Here is a 4167-nt window from a genome sequence, read left to right on the forward strand (position 1 = left end):
CGCCGTCCGCAAGCACACGCTCTCGTCAGTAGCGTGGTTCGCGTCCACCGCATCCCGCCCCAACGTTCGTGACGATGGCCAACGCCCCTCTTGCGGGACAGGACGGAGGGGATTCTGCCGGTGATTTGGGGGGCAGATCAATGATGACGCCTGCGGCACAATGGCACGACGGGCAAAACAAGCGCTGTCGCCAGCCCATCGACTTCGCGAAACAACCAACATGCCTAGGCACGTCGGTGGAATGTTGCATCACGGCCGGGCTGGCGCGACCGACGCGACCGGCTCGAATCCGTGGCTGGCCAGAATGGCCTGACCTTGCTCCGACATCACGAATGCAACGAAGCGCAGCGCGACCGGCTTGCTGTCGAGGATCACCAGTCCGTCCGCCGGTTCAACCGTGAGGGTCGCAGGCAATTTGATCGACGTGAGGGACGGCATCTCGCTTTGCAGCGCCGGGACCGCGCTACAATAAATCAGCATGACGTCGGCCTGGTCGGAGAGAAAAATTCCTTCGACGGCGCCCTTTCCCGGCACCAGCGGCGGCGTCTTCTCGCCGCCTCCGACCAGCTTTTTTGCCTTCGCTTCCAGCGTCGCGCGCGCACCCGGCTTGAGCGCGTCCGCCCGCGCGAACACTTCCCAACTATATGTTCCCAGCGGATCGGAACCCGGCGTCGATGTCGCAATGCGCACCATTGGGTCAAGCAGCCGGTCGAGAAAGTTGGCCTGAGTGAGACCCAGGTTCGGACGGGCGAGCGCGCACATGCTGTTGCGCGCGAAATGGATCACCATGCGTTCAGGATGACCCGCCGCGAGCCGGCGCGGCTGCTCCATGTCTGCCGACGTAAAAATATCGGCGGCCGCACCGTTTTCGATCTTTTGACGCATCAATCCGGAGGATCCGAACTCCGGTGGATCCACCGTGTCGGATTGAAGCGGAAAGCGATGCAACAGATCCGTAAGCCCGGCGCGGAGACTGCCCGCGCTCATCACCTTCAAGGAGTCCGCGCGTGCCGGCGCCGAAAGGGTCGCCAACGCGACCACGAGACAAAAGACGTTACGCTGCATGAAAGTCTCCAGAGTGTTGTTTCGATTTTTCAATCGCCCGATACGATTTCCAGATCACTGTATGCTTGCGATACGCGCCCATTCAACGCGACGGCTTGTGTTGTGCAAGGTGCAGTTTCCGAATAGACCTTCACACTGCGATATATCGATCGATACCGCTATCAATCCAGAGTTTTTGAGAGAGTTTAGCGGGGCTATAGTGATGAGATATGCGGCAGCGACCGGCGTCCTGCTGGCAAGCTTGGCGTTTGAGAACGTGGATGTTGCCTGCGCTCAGCAAGGGCCCCTCCCGCCGGTCACGATTTACGGTCCAAAACCGGTGACTGGTCAGCAAGATCAGTCGGCTGCTCCGAAAAACAGTGCAGCAAATAAGAAGAAGCGGACGGCGCGTCGACCGGTCGCCGCTCCGCCAGCGCCCGCTGCTGCCGGCGCGACCTCCACTTCGGGCGTCCACAATGCCGCGACGAGCCCGCAATACAATACTGGAACCGTCAGCCTCGGCCCGCTTGGAGACCGAAAACTGCTCGACACGCCGTTCTCGATGACGGTGATCCCCCAGGATCTGATCGAAAACCTGCAATTGAAGACGGTCAACGATACGCTGCGCTACCTTCCCTCGGTCGAGATCAGGAACCAGCAGGGTTTTGAGGTGTCCCGTCCGCAGTCGCGGGGTTTCCAGGGCAGCGTCGTGCAGGCGACACGGCTCGACGGCCTCAATATTATCGGCACAACGGCTATTCCAGCCGAGAATCTTTCCGGGATCCAGGTGTTGAACGGGCTTGCCGGCTCGCTCTACGGACCGGCCACCCCGGCCGGCGTGTTCAACTACACCCTGAAACGGCCGACGGACGCGCCGTTCGCGAGCTACACGCAGGGTTTCGATTCGAATTCAGTGTTCACCGAGAACATCGATGCGGGCGGACGCACGCCTGACGGCAAGGTTGGCTATCGGTTCAATGTCGTTCATGGCGAGGGCGAAAGCTATGCTCCGCAAAGCCATACCGACCGCACGCTGGCGAGCGGCGCCCTTGATTTTCATATCGGCGACCGAACCGTCGTCGAAACCGACTTCAGCCACTACCAGACCAACGTCACGGGCCTGCCGGGCAGCATCGTTTATTTCGGCAAGCCGAACATTGTGCTGCCCAACGCCGTCGATTCGACCAGGCTTGGTTACGGACAACCCGGCGCGGGCCCGGATCTCGTCACCGATACCGGTCTCGTCAAGGTCAAGCATGAGATCAACAACGACTGGAACATTGAAATTGGCGCCCTCTATCAGGATGCCGTGCGCAATCTGTTCGGCATCACCAACACCCTGACCGACAACCTCGGGAATTATACGGTCACCAAAAACTTCAACGCCGTTCCGCACTTCACCATCGCCAGCAACAGCGCATCATTGAACGGCCGTTTCGACCTGTTCGGTTTCAGAAATGAAGTGACGATCGGGACCAACGGCTTTTTCAACGGTCAGTATTCCTACAGAAACTCCATCATGACGCCGCTCGGCAGCTCAAACCTGGCCGCCCCCGCGGTACTGCCGACAAAACCTATCCCGTATGGTGGTGGCCAATACGAATCCGCCACTCTGTCCAACCAGACGATCATCACCGGCGACACCTTCCATTTCAACGACCAGTGGGCGGTGCAAGGCGTCGTCAGCACGTCTTTCCTGCATTCAGCAAGTTTTACAACGACCGGCGCTGTCATCAACCCGAACGACGCCAATGGCGTCGTCAGTCCAACCGTCAGCCTGATTTACAAGCCCGCCTCGCAGCTCACGGCCTATGCCACATTCGCCAAAAGTGTCGAACAGGGGGAGCAAGCCCCCACCGGGACAAAAAATCAAAATGTGTTTCTTGCGCCGTATCACGACCAGGAGTACGAGGTTGGCCTCAAATACGCGATCACGCCGCGGCTTCTCGCCACCTTCGCGTTATTTCAGATGACGCGCCCGCTCGCGGAAACCGATCCGATCAAAAACATCTTCGCGGTGGTCGGCACCCAACGCAACAACGGCGCCGAGTTTTTCCTGCAGGGCGATATCTCCCCTGACCTGTCGGCCTTCGGCGGCGTGACCTGGATCGATGCAAGGCTGCTGGACACCGGCGTCGCTGCGACCAACGACAAACTGGTGGTCGGGGTTCCCGTCGTCAAAAGCGATGTTGCCTTGGACTATCATGCCGCCTTTTTGCAAGGCTTCGCGCTGACCGGCGCCTTTCATGCCGAAGGCACACGGGCGGCAACCAATATCAACAATTCGTTTGCGCCGGCCTATGCGACCTTCGATCTCGGAATTCGCGCCACAAGGACGTTCGACAAGCACATCGTGACGATGCGCTTTCAGGTGCTCAATGTCGGCAACGTGTTTTACTATTCGTCGATTGCCGACGGCAATATCGTAGGAAGCCCCGGCGCCAACACCGCTTATCTAGGGACGACACGAACCTACATGGCCAGTCTCCAGATGACTTTATGAGATGATCTGTCCGCCCTCACCGTTTTGGTCGTTTCGGACCTCGCGGCGTGCAGCCCAAAAACACCAGCCTTGGCGGCAATTGGGCTTGAACTTGGCCCGACCCGGCACCTAAGCTCTCGTCATTCTTTGATGGAAAGGATTTCCCATGCTTCGGATTTTAGCGACCATTGCCGCACTGACGCTGATAGGATCGAATGCTATTGGCGTTTCAGCAGCACAGGCACAAGGCACCTCCAGCGCAAAGGGAGGCTACAACATGGAAAAATGTGTTGCCGCATGCAAACAGTCAGGCGGGAGATGGTGCGATAAATTCTGCGCGGAGAAAGCGGCAAATCGCAGGTAACAAGCCGCACCAACGTCGGATTTATCAACAGGTACCCCGAACGCTACTCCGAATCGCGCCGACCCGGTGGCGGGCGGTAGCGGCTTTGGCTAGCTTTTTGTCTTGACGCGTTTTCTTTACGCGAACCGGGGTCCACTTCGCTGGAAAACGCTCTAATCCGCCGCCGCGGAACGCCTACTCCGCCGCGATCTGGCGCGGCGCCGGCGGCGGGTTGGCGAGATCGACGGCGAGCTGCGCGTAACGCGCCTTGGCGTCCTGCACGGCCTTCTCCTTCACC

General features: G+C 59.3%; 2 protein-coding genes. One reads left to right on the forward strand and one right to left on the reverse strand.

Translation table 11 applies throughout. The features are described from left to right. Positions 1-249: 249 nt before the first annotated feature. A complete protein-coding gene (locus tag E8A46_RS11845; protein ID WP_291560704.1) occupies positions 250-1065 on the reverse strand; it encodes a substrate-binding domain-containing protein in 816 nt (271 codons plus the stop codon). 319 nt (positions 1066-1384) lie between these two features. On the opposite strand from E8A46_RS11845, the gene E8A46_RS11850 reads away from it, so the two are divergent. Further along, positions 1385-3547 (forward strand): TonB-dependent receptor, encoded by a 2163-nt coding sequence (locus E8A46_RS11850; protein ID WP_291560706.1) that lies wholly within the window; start codon positions 1385-1387, stop codon positions 3545-3547. Positions 3548-4167 lie beyond the last annotated feature (620 nt).

Origin of the sequence: Bradyrhizobium sp. (assembly GCF_004799445.1) — a bacterium.
GTDB lineage: Bacteria > Pseudomonadota > Alphaproteobacteria > Rhizobiales > Xanthobacteraceae > Bradyrhizobium.

Bases quoted from the DNA above. Each gene is read 5' to 3' on its own strand.
- E8A46_RS11845 (WP_291560704.1), bottom strand. From the start codon at position 1,065: ATGCAGCGTAACGTCTTTTGTCTCGTGGTCGCGTTGGCGACCCTTTCG.